Annotated in this window: 16 protein-coding genes; 5 read left to right on the forward strand and 11 right to left on the reverse strand. The window is 71.1% G+C overall.

All coding sequences use genetic code 11. The features are described 5' to 3' along the window. Nucleotides 1-373: 373 nt before the first annotated feature. Entirely contained in the window at nucleotides 374-976 is a 603-nt protein-coding gene (locus OG866_RS34835; protein ID WP_329340979.1) for a hypothetical protein, read from the reverse strand. A gap of 221 nt (nucleotides 977-1,197) precedes the next feature. Here OG866_RS34835 and OG866_RS34840 point away from each other — a divergent pair, with 221 nt between their 5' ends. Continuing rightward, nucleotides 1,198-3,996: a penicillin acylase family protein gene (locus OG866_RS34840; protein WP_329340980.1), complete on the forward strand. Its 2,799-nt coding sequence runs from the start codon at nucleotides 1,198-1,200 to the stop codon at nucleotides 3,994-3,996. Nucleotides 3,997-4,039: 43 nt separating this feature from the next. On the opposite strand, the gene OG866_RS34845 is transcribed toward OG866_RS34840, so the two are convergent. Then, nucleotides 4,040-5,359: a serine-threonine protein kinase gene (locus OG866_RS34845; RefSeq protein ID WP_329340982.1), complete on the reverse strand. Its 1,320-nt coding sequence runs from the start codon at nucleotides 5,357-5,359 to the stop codon at nucleotides 4,040-4,042. 108 nt (nucleotides 5,360-5,467) lie between these two features. After that, nucleotides 5,468-6,703, reverse strand: coding sequence for an exo-beta-N-acetylmuramidase NamZ family protein (locus tag OG866_RS34850; protein WP_329340984.1), 1,236 nt, complete (start codon nucleotides 6,701-6,703; stop codon nucleotides 5,468-5,470). 164 nt (nucleotides 6,704-6,867) lie between these two features. Between OG866_RS34850 and OG866_RS34855 the strand changes: the two genes are divergently transcribed. The 3 genes from OG866_RS34855 to OG866_RS34865 are packed head-to-tail and all read left to right on the forward strand — an operon-like array spanning nucleotide 6,868 to nucleotide 9,939. Next, nucleotides 6,868-7,641, forward strand: coding sequence for an SDR family oxidoreductase (locus OG866_RS34855; RefSeq protein ID WP_329340986.1), 774 nt, complete (start codon nucleotides 6,868-6,870; stop codon nucleotides 7,639-7,641). After that, nucleotides 7,638-9,305, forward strand: a complete 1,668-nt coding sequence (locus OG866_RS34860) for a class I adenylate-forming enzyme family protein (RefSeq protein WP_329340988.1) — start codon at nucleotides 7,638-7,640, stop codon at nucleotides 9,303-9,305. Before OG866_RS34855 ends, OG866_RS34860 begins: the two co-directional genes overlap by 4 nt. Before the next feature lie 40 nt (nucleotides 9,306-9,345). After that, nucleotides 9,346-9,939, forward strand: a complete 594-nt coding sequence (locus OG866_RS34865; protein ID WP_329340990.1) for a TetR/AcrR family transcriptional regulator — start codon at nucleotides 9,346-9,348, stop codon at nucleotides 9,937-9,939. Here OG866_RS34865 and OG866_RS34870 read toward each other — a convergent pair. The 4 genes from OG866_RS34870 to OG866_RS34885 form a co-directional block, all read right to left on the reverse strand. Then, nucleotides 9,875-10,798 carry a LysR family transcriptional regulator gene (locus OG866_RS34870; RefSeq protein ID WP_329340992.1) on the reverse strand — a complete coding sequence of 308 codons (924 nt, stop codon included), beginning with the start codon at nucleotides 10,796-10,798 and terminating at the stop codon, nucleotides 9,875-9,877. The two genes, OG866_RS34865 and OG866_RS34870, sit on opposite strands and share 65 nt — an antisense overlap. A 182-nt stretch (nucleotides 10,799-10,980) precedes the next feature. Then, on the reverse strand, nucleotides 10,981-12,195 hold the full coding sequence (locus tag OG866_RS34875; protein ID WP_329340994.1) for an acyl-CoA dehydrogenase: 1,215 nt from the start codon (nucleotides 12,193-12,195) through the stop codon (nucleotides 10,981-10,983). Nucleotides 12,196-12,201: 6 nt separating this feature from the next. Next, complete coding sequence (locus OG866_RS34880; RefSeq protein ID WP_329340995.1) at nucleotides 12,202-13,224, reverse strand: phosphotransferase family protein; 1,023 nt, start codon at nucleotides 13,222-13,224, stop codon at nucleotides 12,202-12,204. A gap of 159 nt (nucleotides 13,225-13,383) precedes the next feature. After that, entirely contained in the window at nucleotides 13,384-13,680 is a 297-nt protein-coding gene (locus OG866_RS34885; protein ID WP_329340996.1) for a hypothetical protein, read from the reverse strand. 119 nt (nucleotides 13,681-13,799) lie between these two features. Here OG866_RS34885 and OG866_RS34890 point away from each other — a divergent pair, with 119 nt between their 5' ends. Beyond that, nucleotides 13,800-14,810 (forward strand): NADP-dependent oxidoreductase, encoded by a 1,011-nt coding sequence (locus OG866_RS34890; protein ID WP_329340997.1) that lies wholly within the window; start codon nucleotides 13,800-13,802, stop codon nucleotides 14,808-14,810. On the opposite strand, the gene OG866_RS34895 is transcribed toward OG866_RS34890, so the two are convergent. The 4 genes from OG866_RS34895 to OG866_RS34910 form a co-directional block, all read right to left on the reverse strand. Continuing rightward, nucleotides 14,807-15,133 (reverse strand): DUF202 domain-containing protein, encoded by a 327-nt coding sequence (locus OG866_RS34895; protein WP_329340998.1) that lies wholly within the window; start codon nucleotides 15,131-15,133, stop codon nucleotides 14,807-14,809. The two genes, OG866_RS34890 and OG866_RS34895, sit on opposite strands and share 4 nt — an antisense overlap. Further along, nucleotides 15,130-15,522 (reverse strand): YidH family protein, encoded by a 393-nt coding sequence (locus OG866_RS34900; RefSeq protein ID WP_329340999.1) that lies wholly within the window; start codon nucleotides 15,520-15,522, stop codon nucleotides 15,130-15,132. The genes OG866_RS34895 and OG866_RS34900 overlap by 4 nt, the downstream gene beginning before the upstream one ends. Nucleotides 15,523-15,657: 135 nt before the next feature. Continuing rightward, the gene (locus OG866_RS34905; RefSeq protein WP_329341001.1) at nucleotides 15,658-16,173 is read right to left on the reverse strand and encodes an NUDIX hydrolase; all 516 of its coding nucleotides are present in this window, start codon (nucleotides 16,171-16,173) and stop codon (nucleotides 15,658-15,660) included. A gap of 47 nt (nucleotides 16,174-16,220) precedes the next feature. Then, nucleotides 16,221-17,114, reverse strand: a complete 894-nt coding sequence (locus OG866_RS34910) for a DMT family transporter (RefSeq protein WP_329341003.1) — start codon at nucleotides 17,112-17,114, stop codon at nucleotides 16,221-16,223. Nucleotides 17,115-17,294 lie beyond the last annotated feature (180 nt).

A 17,294-nucleotide genomic window follows, 5' to 3' on the forward strand; every position in this document is an offset into this window, starting at 1 on the left:
CGACATCGGCCCGGGCGAGAGCCGTTCCTGTGGACGACCCGCCCGATGTGGAAAACCCGGGCACCGCTCACGGCCGTCACGCGCCGTCGAAGAACGGCTGTCACGCGCGGTCAAACAACGGCCGTCGCGCACCGCCGAAGAACGGCCGTCACGCGCCGTCGAAGAACGGCTGTCACGCACCGCCGAAGAACGGCTGTCACGCGCGGCCGAAGAACGGCTGTCACGCGCCGTCGAAGAACGGCTGTCACGCGCGGCCGAAGAACGGCTGTCACGCGCGGCCGAAGAACGGCCGTCGCGCGCGGCCGAAGAACGGCCGTCACACGCCGTCAAAGAGGGGGTGCGGCATCCCCGGCGCACCCCCGGGTCGCGCTGCTCAGGCGGACACCAGCAGCCGTCCACTCCGGGACGCCGCCAGGGCCTCGGGCGTCAGCACCGGACGCGGCACCACGATCCCGCAGTCCGTGCACACCGGGCCCGACGAGGGTTCGTGGGCCAGGTCGTACATCCAGGTCAACCGCTCTCCGCCGCACACCGGGCAGAGCGAACCCGGTTCGCGTTCCAGCGCGGAGATCAGTTTGCGCAGCACGTCGGCCAGCGGTTCACGGGGGTGGAGCCGCGGGTCGTCGCACCAGGCGACACCGAAACCGCCCCAGGTCAGCCGGTGCCAGTCGTCGACACTGCCCGGCCTGCGCAGCCCGTCGTGCTTCTCCTTCTTGCGCCGCTCGGCGAACTCGACCTCGTAGGCCAGCCAGACCGAACGCGCCTCTTCCAGCTCGTCCAACGCGGCCACGAGCCGCGCCGGATCCGGGGAGCGGTCCTCGGGACCGAATCCCGCCCGGGAGCACAAGTGGTCCCAGGTCGCCCTGTGCCCGTACGGAGCGAACCGCTCAAGGCACTTGCGCAGTGAGTAGCGTCGCAGCGCCAGATCGCACCGCGGATCTCGCACCTGTCTCGCCAGACTCCGGAAACCGGCCATCGCCCTGCACCTCCGTCACACCTGCACCTGTACTTCGGTCACTTCGGCGTCGTCGAACGGACGTCGCCGAATAGACGTATCGACAAGCGATTTGGCTCCATCCGATTTCCGATGACCCCCATTCGCCTCCGGGTCGGGTACCAAAACTTGACGCATGTTCATCTTCAATCCCGGGGATACCGGCGGTAACGTCCGGCCCACCCCCGTCGGTAGGAGCTGCCATGCCTCGGCGCACCTCATGCACCGCCCTCGACAGACTGAGAACTCCCGGCAGACTCACCGGGTTCCTGAAGACCGCATCCGTATGCGCCCTGATTGCCGGTCTTTTGTCCCCTCTTGGCCAAGCAGCGGCGGCAGCCGAGGCGACGGCCGAGGCCGCGACCGCCAACGACTACTGCGGCAGCCAGTGCTCCGACATCCTGCCGCCCGGCGAGAACGGCAACGCCACCCTCGCCCAGATCCTCCTCAACCAGGCCTTCGGCACCCAGCCCGACCACGCCGAGGACCAGCTCGGCCCCTATGCCAACCTGGCCAAGGGCTACTCCTCGCTCACCAACGCCACGATCAACACCTTCTTCAACGACGCCTCGTTCGGCGTGGCCTCCGATCAAGTCGCCTCCACCCTCAGCCCGGCCGGCCGCAGTGATGTGACGATCGTCCGCGACAAGAAGACGGGTGTGCCGCACATCACAGGTACCACCAGATACGGCACCGAGTTCGGCGCCGGCTATGCGGCGGCCCAGGACCGGCTGTGGCTGATGGACGTGTTCCGCCACGTCGGACGCGGCCAGCTGACCACCTTCGCGGGCGGCGCCCCCTCCAACCAGGGCCTTGAACAGCAGTTCTGGCGCAACGCCCCCTACAGCGAGGCCGATCTCCAGACCCAGATCGACAACGCCGTCGCGAACAACGGCACCCGCGGCCAGCAGGCGCTCGCCGACGCCAACGCCTACCTCGCCGGCATCAACGCCTACATCGACGCCTCCGACAGCGGCCGCTACTTCCCCGGCGAGTACGTCCTGACCGGCCACAAGGACTCCGTCACCAACGCCGGCACCATCGACCACTTCAAGCTCACCGACCTGGTCGCGCTGGCCTCCGTCATCGGCGCCCTGTTCGGCTCCGGCGGCGGTGGCGAGGTCAACAACGCGATATCGCTGATGGCCGCCCAGGAGCAGTACGGCGTGACGAAGGGCACCGAGGTCTGGGAGTCCTTCCGCGAGCGCAACGACCCCGAGGCGGTCCTCACCGTCCACAACGGCGAGAGCTTCCCGTACGCCACCAAGCCCGCCACCCCGCAGGGCGAGGCGCTGCCCGACGCCGACACGGTGTCCACCGAACCGCTGGTCTACGACCCGACCGGCACCGGCGGCGACCAGAGCGCCTCGACGGCAGCCGCCACGGCCACCGCGAACGCCCTCACCTCCGCGAAGCGCGGCATGTCCAACGCCCTGGTGGTCAGCGGCGCCCACACCGCGAGCGGCCACCCGGTCGCCGTCTTCGGCCCGCAGACCGGCTACTTCGCCCCCCAGCTGCTCATGCTCCAGGAGATCCAGGGCCCGGGCATCAGCGCCCGCGGCGCCTCCTTCGCGGGCCTGAGCATGTACGTCGAACTCGGTCGCGGCCAGGACTACGCGTGGTCCGCCACGACCTCCGGCCAGGACATCATCGACAGCTACGCCGTCGAGCTGTGCCAGGACGACTACCACTACCTGTACCACGGCACCTGCACGGCCATGGAGAAGATCGAACAGAAGAACTCCTGGGCCCCGACCACGGCCGACGGCACCGCCGCCGGCTCGTACACCATGCGGGTCTGGCGCACCAAGTACGGCCCCGTGGAGTACCGGGCGACCGTCGGCGGCAAGAAGGTCGCCTACACCACCCTGCGCTCGTCGTACATGCACGAGGCCGACTCGATCATCGGCTTCCAGATGCTGAACGACCCGGACTACGTCAAGAGCCCGCAGACCTTCCAGAGCGCGGTGCAGCACATCAACTACACGTTCAACTGGTTCTACGCCGACTCCACGCACACCGCGTACTACAACAGCGGCGACAACCCGGTGCGCGCGAGCGGCGTCGACGCGGAGTTCCCGGTGTGGGCGCGGTCGGCGTACGAGTGGAAGAACTGGAACCCGACGACCAACACCGCGGACTACACGGCGGCCTCGGCCCACCCCAACTCCATCGACCAGGACTACTACATCTCCTGGAACAACAAACAGGCGAAGGACTACACCACCGCGCCCTGGGGCGACGGCTCGGTGCATCGCGGCAACCTCCTGGAGGACCGCGTGAAGAAGCTCGTCGCCGCGGGCGGCGTCACCCGGGCCGCGCTGGTGAAGGCGATGGCCGACGCGGCCCTCGCCGATCTGCGCGCGGAGGACGTGCTGCCGGACCTGCTGAAGGTCATCAACAGCAGTACGGTCACCGACTCCACGGCCGCTGCGGCGGTGACCAAGCTCCAGACCTGGCTCACGGCGGGCGGCAAGCGCACGGAGACGTCGGCGGGTTCGAAGGCGTACGCCAACGCGGACGCGATCCGCATCCTGGACGCGTGGTGGCCGCTCCTGGTGGAGGGCGAGTTCAAACCCGGCCTCGGCGGTGACCTGTTCACCGCCTTCCAGGCCAACCTGCCCGTCGACGAGTCCCCTTCGGCCGCGCACGGCCCGACCGGCGCGCACGCGGGCAGCTCCTTCCAGTACGGCTGGTGGTCCTACGTCGACAAGGACATCCGCGCGGTGCTCGGCGAGACCGTGCAGGGGCCGCTGGCGAACAAGTACTGCGGCGGCGGCAGCCTCAGCGCCTGCCGGGACATCCTGATCAGCACCCTGAAGACAGCGGCCGGCAAGACCGCGGCGCAGGTCTACCCGGGTGACGACCTGTGTTCCGCGGGCGACCAGTGGTGCGCCGACTCGATCGTCCAGCGCACCCTCGGCGGCATCAAGCACTACAACATCAGCTGGCAGAACCGGCCGACCTTCCAGCAGGTCGTGGAGTTCACCTCACACCGGTGAACTGAGGCGAGCTGAGGTGAACTGAGCGGACGGTGGCGGCGGGTCAGCGGATACGGCCCGCCGCCACCACCAGCTGCGCCAGCTCGCGGTGCACGATGTCGCTGTGCGCGCCGGCCGGCGCCGCGCCGTCCTTCACCACCGCCGCGGCGTCGATGTTCACGCACCCCGAGGCCGGCAGCGTCGCCGTCAGCGCGTCGGCGAGCTTCCACGCGCGCGTGCCCGGCACCGCCTGCACCCCGTCATGGCCCATCGCCCCCCACTTGGCGCCCAGCATCCGCCCGAGGTCCACCCCGGCGGCGCTCGCGGCGTCCCCGGCCATGCGCGAGGCCAGCGGATACATGGTGCTCAACGCCTGGTCGAAGCGGGAGAAGCAGCACACGAGGGGGCCGTCGATGCGGTTCTGCTGCCCCTGCAACACCCCTCCCGCGCGCGCGTCGTGCGGCAGCCGGGCCGCGAACGCGTAGTGCGAGAAGGCCCCTTGGAGCAGCGTCACCGACTTCACGGTGTGCACCCCCTCGGGCAGGCCGCGCAGCGCGAACGACACCAGACGCCCGCCGAAGCTGTGCCCGACGAGATGCACCCGCATCTGCGGCCGCTTGGCCGCGAGCTGCCCGATCACCCGCCCGAGCCCCCGCTCACCGACCGTCCCCGCGCGCCGCTTCATCGCGTAGTACGTCGCCTGCCGCAGCAACTCGTGCGCCCCGTCCCAGGGATTGGGGATCGTGAACCCCTCCGTCACACCGTCCGGCGACTCGACCCGGGCGAGCGCCTGCGCGAAGTCCTCGCACACCCCCGCCACCGGTCCGGAGAACATGTCCGGCTCGCTCTGCGGCACGCCCTCCGCGAGGGTGTCCGCCCCGAACAGCGCCTGCGGCCCCGCCGGGACCACCTCGACCAGCATCCGCACCAGCCGCCCGAACTCCTCCAACTCGGGCTCCTCGCGGGGCTGCTGGTCCAGCAGGCGCGCGATCTGGTCGATCACGGTGGCCCGGCCCGGGAAGGTCTCCAGCAACGCGTGCCGGGTGTCCTTGTCCAGCGCCGGACGCCGGGTGGTCTCGGCCGCCACCGACCGAGGGAAGTCCGGGATCGGCTCGTCGCAGAACCGCATCGACGGCCACACCACCCCGACGTACCCGAGCTTCGCCTTCGGGGCGAGTTCCGGGATCGGCGCGAAGAAGCGGCTGTAGAGCCTCGTCGCGCCCGAGCGGTCGTTGTTCCAGCCGTGCGCGAAGACGATCAGATCCTTGACACCGCGCTCCGCGACACCGGCCAGCAGCCGGTCCCGCCGTCCGCCGTCAGGGTCGCCGTCCGCGTCGAAGGTCAGCTCCCAGTACGGGCTCACGCTCATCGCCGGATCCGCCATGACAGGCCCCCTTGTCCCCCGAAGTGGTGCGATGCCGTCGCATCGTCCTCCTGTGGGGCGAAGTTGGCCATACTTCGCGAGTCAACTGCCCGGGTTCGGCCCAGGGGATCATCTGTACAGCAGGTACTCCTTGCGGATCCGGCGGAACGCCACCAGCTCCTCCCGCCACCCCGCCACCACCTCGTCGGGGCCCGCGCCCGCGTCGATCGCGGTCCGCACCTGGGTGGAGCCGGTGAGTTTGTCGATCCAGTTGTCGGACCGCCAGGCGAAGCCGGGCCACACGCGCTTCGCGGTCACGAGCAGCGCGACCCCGGTGCGGACGGGGTCGTACGCGGCCCGGTCGTGCACATGGATCTGCACCCCGCCGACCGTCTTCCCCTGGAACTTGGAGAACGTCGGCGCGAAGTACGCCTCCCTGAAGTGCACGCCCGGCAGCCCGAGTTCGTTGGCGGCAGCCGCCCACCGCCCGTCGATCCCCTCCGCGCCGAGCAGCTCGAAGGGACGGGTGGTGCCACGCCCCTCGGACAGGTTCGTCCCCTCGAAGAGACAGGTCCCCGGGTACACCAACGCCGTGTCCGGCGTAGGCATGTTGGGACTCGGCGGCACCCACGGCAGCCCCGAGGCGTCGTAGAACTCCGACCGCTTCCACCCGGTCATCAGTACGGTGCCCAGCGCCACGGGCGTCGTCAGGAACTCCCCGTTGAACAACCGCGCCAGCTCGGCGACCGTCATGCCGTGCGCCTGCGAGATCGGCTGCCGTCCGACGAACGTCGCGAACTCCTTGTGCAGGACGGGGCCTTCGGCGGAGCGGCCGGTGACGGGGTTCGGGCGGTCGAGCACCACGAACCGTTTCCCGGCGAGCTGGGCCGCCTCCATGCAGTCGTAGAGCGTCCAGATGTACGTGTAGAAGCGCGCGCCCACGTCCTGGATGTCGAAGACGACGGTGTCGACGCCGGACGCGGTGAAGACGTCGGCGAGAGGCCGGCCGCTCTTCAGGTACGTGTCGTAGACCGGGAGCCCGGTGGCGGGGTCGTCGTAGCGGCCCTCGGAACCGCCGGCCTGCGCGGTGCCGCGGAAGCCGTGCTCCGGGCCGAAGACGGCCCGCAGGTCCACCTTTGGGTCAGCGTGCATGACGTCGACGATGTGGCGGGCGTCCGGGGTGATGCCGGTGGGGTTGGTGACGATTCCTACGCGTTGGCCGTTCAGGAGGGAGTAGGCGTCTGCGGCCAGGCGTTCGAAGCCGGTGTGCAGGCGGCGGTGTGGGGCCGCGGAGGCGGGGGGTGCGCAGGAGAGTGCGGTTGCTGCCGTGGTCGCTGCGAGGAGTGCTCGTCTGGATGGGCGCATGGTGTGCACGTTAGGGGCTCCCGCGGGTTGTGTGGAGGGTGCGGGCCGCCAGTGGCTGGTCGCGCAGTTCCCGCACCCCTCAGCGGCATCAGCGCGACCCTTCCTTGATACATACCGACCGGTTAGTCTGGCCAAAGCCTGGAGCCGCAGTCCTAAGGAGATCGATGGTGGAAGCCCTGCGAGACGCCGGAGTCGTCGTCACCGGAGCCGGGGGAGGGATCGGGGCCGCCCTTGCCCGGCGGTTCGCCGCCGAAGGGGCCCGGGTCGTGGTCAATGATCTCGACGCCGATCGGGCCAAGGCCGTCGCCGAGGAGATCGGTGGCATCGCCGTGCCCGGGGACGCCTCCACCGTCGTCGCCGACGCCCGTGCCGCGCTCGGTGGGGACGTCGACGTGTACTGCGCCAACGCCGGTGTCGCCTTCGGCGGGCCCGAGGTGGACGACCTCGCCGACGTCAGGGCCTGGGAGCTGTCCTGGGACGTCAACGTCATGGCACACGTGCGTGCCGCCCATGAACTGCTGCCGGGGTGGCTGGAGCGGGGGAGCGGGCGGTTCGTGTCGACCGTGTCCGCGGCCGGGCTGCTGACCATGATCGGGGCCGCCCCGTACGCCGTCACCAAGCACGGGGCGTACGCCTTCGCCGAGTATCTGTCGCTGACCTACCGGCACCGGGGCGTCAAGGTCCACGCCATCTGTCCGCAGGGCGTGCGCACCGACATGCTGGCCGCCACCGGCACCGCGGGCGACCTGGTGCTCAAGCCGACCGCGGTCGAGCCGGAGGACGTGGCCGAGGCGCTGTTCCAGGGCATCGAGGAGGACCGCTTCCTGATCCTTCCGCACCCGGAGGTCGCCGCGTACTACCAGGCCCGGGCCGCCGAGCCCGACCGCTGGCTGGCCGGCATGAACCACATCCAGCAGAAGTGGGAGGAGGCGCGGTGACCGGCTCCCGGTACGCCGCCAAGCCCTGGGTGGCACTGCTCAACGAGGCCCAGCGCGGGCCCATCAGCCCTCTCGACTCGCCGGTGCACGCTCTGCGCCGGGCCGTCGCGGACACCCCGGACCGCACCTTCCTTGCCTACTTCGACGGGCGGCTCAGCTATCGCGAGGTCGACGAACTGAGTGACTCGGTCGCCGGCCATCTCGCCGCAAGCGGCGTGGCGCGCGGCGACCGGGTCGCGGTCCTGCTCCAGAACTCCCCGCACTTCGTGCTCGCCGTCCTCGGCGCGTGGAAGGCCGGCGCGACCGTCGTGCCCGTCAACCCGATGTACAAGGCGGGGGAGGTCGGCCACGTGCTGCGGGACGGCTCGGTGGCCGCGTTGATCTGCTCCGACCGGGCGTGGGAGTCGTATCTGCGTGAAGCCGCCGCCGACTCGCCGGTGCGCGTCGCGCTCACCGCGTGCGAGTTGGATTTCCAAACGCGTAACGATGCGCGCGTGCTGACCTTCGAGCGGCTGCCCCAGGCCCCGGACGCCGACGACCTGGTGACCGTCGCACGGGCGGGCCACAAGGCTCCCCCGGAACGCGAACTCGGCCCCTCCGACATCGCGCTGATCAGCTACACCTCGGGGACGAGCGGCACGCCCAAGGGCGCCACCAACACGCACGGCAACATCATGGGCAACGCCGAACGGCAGCGGGTCGGCGTGGACCTCGGCGACGCGCCCGTCTACTTCGCGCTGGCCCCGCTCTTCCACATCACCGGCATGGTCTGCGAGTTCGTCGCCTGCCTCAACAGCCAGGGCACGCTCGTCCTCGCCTACCGCTTCGAGGCGGGCGTCGTCCTGGACGCGTTCGCCGAGCACCACCCGGTGTACACGGTCGGCCCGTCCACGGCCTTCATGGCGCTGGCGGCGCAGCCGTCCGTCACCCGCGACCACTTCTCGTCCTTCCGGATGATCTCCTCCGGCGGCGCCCCCTTGCCGCCCGCCCTGGTGGAGAAGTTCCGGGCGAGCTTCGGTCCGTACATCCACAACGGTTACGGGCTCACCGAGTGCACCGCCCCCTGTGCCTCCGTACCGCAGGGCATGGACGCGCCCGTCGACCCGGTCTCCGGGACGCTCGCGGTCGGCCTGCCCGGTCCCCACACCGTCGTACGGATCGTCGACGACCAGGGCGCGGAAGTGCCCTTCGGTGAGCAGGGCGAGATCCTCGTACGCGGCCCGCAGGTCGTGCCCGGCTACTGGCGCCGTCCGGATGCCACCGCCGAGACCTTCCCCGACGGGGAGCTGCGCACCGGCGACATCGGGTTCATGGACGAACAGGGCTGGCTGTACGTCGTCGACCGCAAGAAGGACATGATCAACGCGTCCGGCTTCAAGGTCTGGCCGCGCGAGGTCGAGGACGTGCTGTACACCCACCCGGCGGTGCGCGAGGCGGCGGTCGTCGGCGTGCCGGACGGGTACCGCGGCGAGACCGTGAAGGCGTACATCAGCCTGCGTCCGGGTGTCGACACGGACCCGGATGAACTCGCGGTGTACTGCAAGGAGAGACTGGCCGCCTACAAATACCCGAGGCACGTGGAGATCCTGCCCGACCTGCCGAAGACGGCGAGTGGGAAGATCCTCCGACGGGAACTGCGCTCCCGCAGGCAGGACGAGCGGTAGCGAACGAGCGGTAGTGAACGGAAGGGCAGGTGGCGACAGAGTGGCCAGGACGAACGACGGGGACGGTACGCCCGTCCCGCAGCGGCTGCTGGCCGCCGCCACCCGGCTCTTCGCCGAACAGGGCTACGACCGCACCTCCGTGCAGGAGATCGTCGAGGCGGCCGGCGTCACCAAGGGGGCGCTGTACCACTACTTCGGCTCCAAGGACGACCTCCTGCACGAGGTGTACGCGCGCGTGCTGCGCGTCCAGCAGGAGCGCCTGGACGCCTTCGCGAACGCGGACGAGCCCATCGAGAAGCGGCTCAGAGGCGCGGCGGCGGACGTCGTCGTGACGACCATCGAGAACCTCGACGACGCGTCGATCTTCTTCCGCTCCATGCACCATCTGAGCCCGGAGAAGAACAAGCAGGTGCGCGCCGAGCGCCGGCGCTACCACGAACGCTTCCGTGCGCTGGTCGAGGAAGGCCAGCAGGCGGGCGTCTTCTCCACCGCCACCCCGGCCGACCTGGTCGTGGACTACCACTTCGGCTCGGTCCACCACCTGTCGACCTGGTACCGCCCCGACGGCCCTATGGCCCCGCAGGAGGTCGCCGACCACCTGGCCGACCTGCTGCTGCGGGCGCTGCGCCCGTGAGGTGACCGAGGAGGGCCCCGGCCGCCGGATTGCGCGGCCTGGCCCCCCGCCCGGCCAGCACCACCGTCCGGCCCGGCTCCGGCTGCCGGATCTCCACGCACGGCAGCCCGGCCCGCTCCCCGATCGGCCGCGGCACGAACGCCACCCCGATCCCGGCCCGCACCAGCTCGACCAGCAGCCCGGCCTGGGTGACGTCACAGGTGATCCGGCGCTCCAGGCCGCAGTGGGCCGCCAGCCGCCGTACGGCCGTCTCCAGGCCCGTTCCCGCCCGGAAGTCGACGAACGGCTCCTCGGCGAGGTCCTTGATGAGTGTGCGGCCCGCCCTGGCCAGCGGATGGCCCGGCGCGGTGATCAGCACCAGCTCCTCGTGCCAGGTCGCGTACGCCGTGAGCCCCTCGGGCACCTCCCGGGCGTCCGGCGCCAGATACGCCAGATCCAGCTCCCCGGCGCGCAGCGCCTCCGTCAGCTCGGTCACCGTCGCGTCCCGTACGGACACCTGGATGCCGGGGAAGTCCTGGTGGAAGGCGGCGAGTTCGGCGGGGAGGTCGACGCAGGTCAGGGTCTGGATCGTGCCGATCGCCACCCGTCCGGCGGCCAGCCCCGCCACGGCGGCGACGGCGTCGCGCGCGGCGTCCGCGCCGGCCAGCAGCGCGCGGGCCTGCGGGAGCAACGCCCGGCCCGCCTCGGTGAGCACCACCCGCCGCCCCGTGCGGTCGAAGAGATCGGCGCCCAGCTCCCGCTCCAGATTGCGGATCGAGGTGCTGAGCGCCGACTGGACGATGAGTTCGGCCCGGGCGGCGGCCGTGAAGCCGCCCTCGGTGACGACCGCCATGAAGTGGCGGAGCTGGCGCATCTCCATCCATCTATCCTAGAGATGGCACCGAGCGAATCCATCTGTTGGACCGCTGGACGGCCCGCGAGCCAGGCTGGACGCATGACTCGCAGACCGACTCTCTGGCTCCGCCTCGCCTCCTTCGTCCGCGCCCTCGCGCGCGCGGACCACCACTACTCGGGCGGCTACTAAGGCCTGTCCGAGATGCCTCAGAGGTACTTCTTCAACTCCCGCCGCGCCAGCGACCGCTGGTGCACCTCGTCCGGACCGTCCGCGATCATCAGCGTCCGCGCCCCGGCGTACAGCTCGGCCAGCGGGAAGTCCTGGCTGACGCCGCCCGCGCCGTGCAGCTGGATCGCGCGGTCGATGATGTCGACCACCGCGCGCGGCGTGGCGATCTTGATGGACTGGATCTCGGTGTGGGCGCCCCGGTTGCCGACGGTGTCCATCAGCCAGGCGGTCTTCAGGACCAGCAGCCGCAGCTGTTCGACCGTCACGCGGGCGTCGGCGATCCAGTTGTGGACCACGCCCTGCTGGGCCAGCGCCTTGCCGAAGGCGTCGCGGGACACGGCCCGTCGGCACATCAGCTCGATCGCCCGCTCGGCCATGCCGATCAGCCGCATGCAGTGGTGGATACGTCCCGGACCGAGGCGGGCCTGGGCGATGGCGAAGCCGCCGCCCTCCTCGCCGATCAGGTTCGCGACCGGCACGCGCGCGTGGTCGAAGATCACCTCGGCGTGACCGCCGTGGTAGTGGTCCTCGTACCCGAAGACCTTCATGGCGCGCTTGACCGTCACACCCGGGGTGTCGCGGGGGACCAGGACCATGGACTGCTGACGCCGGATGTCGGCGCCGTCCGGGTCCGTCTTGCCCATCACGATGAAGATCTTGCAGTCCGGGTTCATCGCCCCGGAGATGTACCACTTGCGGCCCGTGATGACGTAGTCGTCGCCGTCGCGCTCGATGTACGTCGTGATGTTGGTGGCGTCCGAGGAGGCCACCTCCGGCTCGGTCATCGCGAACGCCGAGCGGATCTCACCGGCGAGCAGCGGCTCAAGCCACTGCTTCTTCTGCTGCTCGTCGCCGAACTGGGAGAGCACCTCCATGTTGCCGGTGTCCGGCGCCGCGCAGTTCAGCGCGGTCGGCGCCAGCTGCGGGGAACGGCCGGTGATCTCGGCCAGCGGTGCGTACTGGAGGTTGGTGAGCCCGGCGCCGTACTCGGCGTCGGGCAGGAAGAGGTTCCACAGGCCCTGCCTGCGTGCCTCCGCCTTCAGCTCCTCCACCACGGCGGGCGTGTCCCACGGGGACGCGAGCGCGGCCCGCTGCTCCTCCGCCACCGCCTCGGCCGGGTAGACGTACTCGTCCATGAAGGCGAGCAGCTTGGCGCGCAGTTCCTCGGTGCGCGCGTCGAACGCGAAGTCCATGGCGGGTCAGCCTTCCTGAAGGGTGGTGAGGCCGTGCTGGATGAAGACGGGGACGAGGTCGCCGATGCGGTCGAAGCCGCGGCCGACCGTCTGGCCCAGGGTGTAGCGGTAGTGGATGCCCTCCAGGATCACGGCGAGCTTGAACCACGCGAACGCCGTGTACCAGGAGACCTGGGAGACATCGCGCCCCGAGCGGGCCGCGTAGCGCTCGACGAGCTCCGTCGGCTCCGGATGCCCCGGCGCCTCGGCGGTCGTGGAGACCGGGGAGTCGGGCATGCCCAGCGGCAGGCTGTACATGACCAGCAGGCCCAGGTCGGTGAGCGGGTCGCCGAGCGTGGACATCTCCCAGTCGAGGATGGCCTTGATCCGGTCGTCGTCCCCGATGAGGACGTTGTCGAGCCGGTAGTCGCCGTGGATCACCGTGGCGGCGGGGGAGTTCGGCAACCGGCGTCCCAGCGTCGCGTGCAGCTCGTCGATGCCGGCCAGCTCGCGGTTGCGGGAGGCGTCCAGCTGCTTGCCCCAGCGGCGCAGCTGACGGTCCAGGAAGCCCTCGGGCCGGCCGAAGTCGGCGAGGCCCACCTCGGCGGGGTCCACCGCGTGCAGCTCGACGAGGGTGTCCACGAGCGCCAGCACCGCGTCACGCGTGCGTGCCGGGCCGAGCGGGGCCAGCTGGTCGGCGGTGCGGTACGGGGTGCCCTCGACGAACTCCATGACGTAGAACGGCGCCCCGAGCACCTCCTCGTCCTCACACAGCAGCAGCGGCTCCGGCACCGGCACGTTCGTCGGGTGCAGCGCGCTGATCACCCGGTGCTCGCGCTTCATGTCGTGCGCGGTGGCCAGGACATGGCCGAGCGGAGGCCGGCGTACGACCCAGCGCGAGGCGCCGTCGGAGACCGTGTAGGTGAGGTTCGAGCGTCCGCCCTCGATCAGCCGGCCGGTCAGGGGGCCGTGGACCAGACCGGGCCGCTCGCGGTCGAGCAGGCCGCGCAGCCGGTCGAGGTCGAGTCCGGGCGGATGGTCGGGGCTCATGCATCGCTCCTACGGGCAGGTGAACGGTGTCCGAGGACCATGATGCCGACCGGTCGGTATGCCGTCCAGTGTGTAGGGCGAACGTGATTCGGGCCACGATAGGCCGACGGCTCCCCGCAGGGTGCGACGGGGAGCCGTGAGGGTGTCTTCCCGGACCGGTCAGTGATCGTCCCAGTGCCCGTTGTGCGCGGCGTGCCGGTGGCCGTCGTGGAGATAGTCGACATGGTCGCCGTGCAGGACGCTCTCATGGCCGCAGCCGTCCCCGTGCCGGTGTTCGTGCCCCTCGTGGGCGACATGGTCGCCCGGCTCGCACTCGTCCCAGTGGCCGCCGTGCTCGCGGTGCAGATGCCCGCCGTGGGCGTAGTCGACGTGGTCCCCGTGCGGCACCTCGGCGTGTCCGCAGTCGGGGCCGTGGGCGTGCGTGTGGGAGGCGTGTTCCTGGTGGAGGGTGCTCATGTGCTCACCTTCGGAGAGGCCTGGGTCTTGCCGATGACGTCGGACAGGCTGCCACGCGAACGCCGCATATCCGGGCATCCCGCTTGCGTGGCGTCCGGCCACCCCGGAGGGTCGGTGCCATGAAGGCCATCAGCTACTCACACTACGGCGGCCCCGAGGTCCTCGCGTACGGCGATGTGCGCGACCCCAAGGTCGGGGTCGACGCGGTGCTGGTCAAGGTCCGCGCGGCGGCCGTCAACCCGGTCGACTGGCACTGCCGCGAGGGGCACCTCGACCAGATCCTCGACCCCGTCTTCCCGGTGGTTCCCGGCTGGGACGTCTCCGGGGTGGTCGTCCAGCTCGGCGTCTCCGTCACGGAGTTCGAGGTCGGCGACGAGGTCGTCGGCTATGTCCGCGAGGACTTCCTGTCCCGCGGCACCTTCGCCCAGTACGTGGCCGCCCCCGTGCGCACCCTGGCCCGCAAGCCCCGCAACCTCTCCTTCGAGGAGGCGGCCGGCCTGCCGCTGACCGGTCTGACCGCCTACCAGGTGCTCGTCAAGGCGCTCCAGGTCAAACGCGGTGAGACGGTCCTCGTGCACGCCGCGGCCGGCGGGGTCGGCTCGATCGCGGTGCAGCTCGCCCGGCACATCGGCGCCCGGGTCATCGGTACGGCGAGCCCGGCCAACCACGACTTCGTACGCGGCCTCGGCGGCGAACCGGTCGAGTACGGCGAGGGCCTGGCCGAGCGGGTGCGCGGGCTGGCCCCCGAGGGCGTGGACGCGGCGTTCGACACGATCGGCGGCGAGACGCTGACGGTCTCCGCCAACCTCCTGGCCCCCGAGGGCCGCCTGGTCTCCATCGCGGACGGCGAGGTCGTCGCCTACGGCGGCCGCTACTACTGGGTCCGCCCCGACGCCGACGACCTCCAGCGCCTGTCCGAACTCGCGGAACAAGGCGTGGTCTCGGTGCATGTCTCGGAGACCTTCCCGCTGGAACGGGCGGCGGAGGCACAGCGGCTGAACCAGGAGGGGCGGACCAGGGGGAAGATCGTGGTCACGGTGGACTGGGAGACGGAGGACGAGGGGGAAGGGGAGGAGGGCGAGGGTGAGAGCGAGGGGGAGGCGGGAAGCCAGGGCGCCGGTCGGCCCTAGAAGACCAACGCCGCCCCGCACACCGCCACCGCCACCGTGCACAGCGCCGCGGCCGTGGCGTGCCGCGGCGTGAGCGCCGACGGGCTCGTGTCCGCGGCGAGCACGCGGATGCGCCGGTGCGCGAGCAGCAGGAAGCCCAGCCACAGCACGGTGCACAGGGCGCACGCCACGACGCCGACCGCGGACAGCCCGCCGTGCAGCGCGGTCTTCACGGCGAGGACGGCGGAGACGGTGCCGGACAGCGTCGTACGACGCCACGCGAGCCGCGTGCGCTCCGGCTGGAGCCCCGGATCGCGTCCGGCGTCGGTGACCGCCGCGCTCACCCCTCCCACCCGACGAGCACGACGAAGACCATCGCGAGGGCGACGACCGCGACGACCACGCTCAGCAGCGCCGGGAACCGTGACACCGGCAGATCCTCGCCCCGGCGCATCGCCCGTTCGCACCGCATCCAGTGATTGACCGCCCGCAGGGAGCACAGCACACCGGCGCCGAGCAGCGCGAGTGCCAGCCCGACCCGCCAGCCCCAGCGCAGGTCCGGCAGGAACTGGTCCACGGCGAAGCCCCCGCCGATCAGCGCGAGCGCGGTGCGCAGCCAGGCGAGGAAGGTGCGCTCGTTGGCGAGCGAGAACCGGTAGTCGGGCGTACCGCCTTCCTCCCGGATCTCCTCGGGCGCGAACCAGAGCCGGACGTTCCGTGCGAATTCGATCACGCGCAGGACCCTACCCGGCGGGAGTTCGCGGACGAGCCCGAGGTGTTCGGCTGCTCTCGGCGTTCGCGGACGCGGAGGTACCGGGCGACGAGGGTGCCGGGTGGCCCACCCCCGGCCCCGCGGGCACGCTCCGCCTCAGCTCCCCTTCCGGTGCTCCCTGAGCCGTGCGTACGCGTCCACCCCGTCCGGCACCCACTCCCACTCCGTCAGCCGCCGCTCCACCTCGTCCTCGGTCAGGAAGTCGTGCCAGGCGACCTCCTCGACCTGCGGACTGACCGGCAGCTCGCAGCGCACCTCGTACACCGCCGACCACCAGGTCTGCCCGGCCCCGTCGTCGTACAGGAACTTGAAGAGAAAGGCCGGCCTCGGCAGTCCGGCGACCCCCAGCTCCTCCTCGGCCTCGCGCAGCGCCGCGTCGTCGTAGGACTCACCCGCGCCTACCACCCCGCCGACCCACATGTCGTACAGGGACGGGAAGACCAGCTTGGTCGGGGTGCGACGGTGCACGAAGAGCCGGCCTTGCGCGTCCCGCGCCTGGATGAAGACGCAGCGGTGCCGCAGGCCACGGGCGTAGGCCTCACCGCGCGGGGACTGTCCGACGACCTGGTCGTGCTCGTCGACGATGTCGAGGATCTCGTCAGCAGCGCTCATGGAGCCATCCAAGCAGTCCGATCAAGCGCGCCGCCGGGTGAGCGGCCTCAGTTCGGCTGAAGCCTGCGCGCCCGAACCGCCTCCGCCGCCCCGCTCGGCATGGCCGGGTGCAGCCCGAGCAGCATGATGCCCACCACGACCGCCGCGAGCCCCGCCGCCTCCCACGCCAGTGCCCCCGTGTCGGTGCGGAGCCGGTCGCCGAGGAAGCCGACGCCGCAGATGATGCCGGCGAGGGGCTGGGCGGCGGTCAGGGCGGGCAGGGACATACGGAGGGAGGCCGTCTCGAAGGCGCTCTGGACGAGGACCAGACCGGTCACGCCGAGCGCGAGGACGGCGTACGGCTGCCAGCCGGTGAGGACCTCCATGAGGCCGCCCTCGGAGAAGCGCTGGCCGGTGACGCGGGTGAGGGCGTCCTGGACGCCGTAGAGGAGTCCGGCCGCGACGGCCAGCAGGGCCGGGCCCGAGCTGAGGCGCGAGCGCTTGGCGTACGTCGTCAGCAGCAGCGCGAACCCGATCATGGCGCCGATGATCAGCCAGTGGCGGAAGGGGTCGGCCACGGCGGAGCCGCCGCGCGGCTCGCCCGCCACGATGAACGCCGTCACCCCGCCCGCGAGCAGCAGCAGCCCCGCCCAGCCCTGGCGGCCGAGGGACTGCTTGGTCTGGTGCCGGGAGAGGGCCATCGCGAACAGGAGGTTGGTCGCCAGCAGCGGCTCCACCAGGGAGATCTCGCCCTGTCCCAGCGCGATCGCGCCGAGGACCATGCCGACCACCATCAGTCCGATGCCGCCGAGCCAGCGCGGTACCCGCACCAGGTCGAGGAGCAGCCGGGGCGAGAGGAAGTCGTTCAGGGGCGCACGCTGGGCCGCGTTCTGCTGGAGGACGAAGCCGATGCCCAAGCAGCAGGCCGCGCTCACGGCGAGAACCAAGACCAGAACCGACACGCTGCGTACCTCGATCACTCGGCCGGGCCACGGGGCGGGTTAGGGGCCGACTGTAGCGCCGTTGACCCCGGCCTGCTCCCGGGAGTACCCGGATCCGGGCGGTTGACTCGGCCACGCATCGGGACGGCGCGGCCTTTCCGTCATGGTGGGCGCCCTAGTCGCGCGGCGCCATGGCGTGCG

The organism is Streptomyces sp. NBC_00663 (assembly GCF_036226885.1).
Lineage (GTDB): Bacteria > Actinomycetota > Actinomycetes > Streptomycetales > Streptomycetaceae > Streptomyces.